Raw genomic sequence first — 1,376 nt, 5'->3', positions numbered from 1 at the left:
GCCCCACACCGACCGCACGGGCGCCGGGTGCGCACCGCCGCAGGCCGCGGGGCTCCCCCGGTCCTCACATGGCGCGCAGCCGTAGCTCCAGGCGCTCGATCGCGGCCCGCACCCCGTTCCCGTAGCCGTCGTCGTCGAGGTGGTCCGAGGCGGCGCGGGCCCGGCCTTGACCCGGCGGGCGCGGCCGGCGGAGGGGCCGCTCAGTCGCCGGTCGCTCCGTCGATCCGCTCCCGGATGAGGTCCGCGTGGCCGTTGTGGCGGGCGTACTCCTCGATCATGTGCAGATAGATCCAGCGCAGGTTGAAGCGCTTGCCCGAGTGGTGCCCGCCCTCGGCCACGTGGTCGAGGTCATGTGCGGCGGCCAGGGTGCGCGCGTGCGCGATCTGCGCCTGCCAGGTCGCGAGGGCCTCCTCGAAGGTGTCCTCGTCGGTGGTGTGGAAGTCCCGGTCGGGGTCCTCCTCGGTCGAGTAGACCCAGCCCGCGTTCTCGGCGCCCAGGACGTTGCGGAACCAGCCGTTCTCGACCTCGGCCATGTGGCGTACGAGGCCCAGGAGGCTGAGTTCCGACGGCGGGGCGGACGGGGTGCGCAGCTGGGCGTCGTCGAGCCCTTCGCACTTCTGCGCCAGGGTCGCGCGATGGAACTCGAGCCACTGCTCCAGTGCTTCGCGTTCGCCCGAGGTGGTGGACGGGTCGACGCGGAGCGGGTTGTCTGTGCGTTCGATGGTCATGCGCGGCATCGTCCCCCAGGACCATCGGCGGCGCCACCGCTTTCCGGCTGTCCCGGACCGGGCCCGGCACCCAGCATGCCCCGCAGCAACTCCTCGAAACCGGTGCGCAGTTCCGACCGGCTCGGTACGGCCGCGTGGAAGGAGCCGGCGGCGCAGGAGAACATCAGCCCCTCGCACCAGGCGATGAGCGAGAGCGCGTGGCGCTCGGGTTCCGTCGACCCGGCGGCCGCCGTCATCGCGACCAGGGGGCGGCGGAAGACGGAGCCCGCGGCGTCGAAGAAGGCGCGGAGCTCGGGGCGTCGGGTGGCCTCCAGGGCCAGTTCGTAGCGGGAGACGAGCAGGGCGCGGTGGTCGGTGAGGTACCGGTGCAGGGCCGACGAGAGCGCGTCCAGGAGGACATCGGGATCGAGGGACGCCCCGAGAGCGCGTCCAGGAGGACATCGGGATCGAGGGACGCCCCGAGCTCCGCGCCTTCTTCGACGCCGCGGGCTCCGTCTTCCGCCGCCCCCTGGTCGCGATGACGGCGGCCGCCGGGTCGACGGAACCCGAGCGCCACGCGCTCTCGCTCATCGCCTGGTGCGAGGGGCTGATGTTCTCCTGCGCCGCCGGCTCCTTCCACGCGGCCGTACCGAGCCGGTCGGAACTGCG

General features: G+C 73.2%; 1 protein-coding gene and 2 pseudogenes. 1 reads left to right on the top strand and 2 read right to left on the bottom strand.

The window, feature by feature from the left end:
* Nucleotides 1-200 precede the first annotated feature (200 nt).
* Together EAO70_RS36230 and EAO70_RS36225 are read right to left on the bottom strand one after the other, a co-directional pair.
* Nucleotides 201-737, bottom strand: coding sequence for a DinB family protein (locus tag EAO70_RS36230; RefSeq protein ID WP_148007031.1), 537 nt, complete (start codon nt 735-737; stop codon nt 201-203).
* Nucleotides 725-1,165: pseudogene (locus EAO70_RS36225) on the bottom strand (hypothetical protein); the annotation flags it as partial. The gene EAO70_RS36230 and the pseudogene EAO70_RS36225, both read right to left, overlap by 13 nt.
* Nucleotides 1,166-1,182: 17 nt before the next feature.
* On the opposite strand from EAO70_RS36225, the pseudogene EAO70_RS36220 reads away from it, so the two are divergent.
* A pseudogene (locus EAO70_RS36220) lies at nt 1,183-1,376 on the top strand (TetR/AcrR family transcriptional regulator); the annotation flags it as partial.

Origin of the sequence: Streptomyces sp. adm13(2018), assembly GCF_008042145.1 — a bacterium.
Taxonomy (GTDB): domain Bacteria; phylum Actinomycetota; class Actinomycetes; order Streptomycetales; family Streptomycetaceae; genus Streptomyces.
The sequence above is the reverse complement of the archived record's forward strand: the minus strand, read 5'-3'. Positions and strand labels throughout refer to the sequence as shown.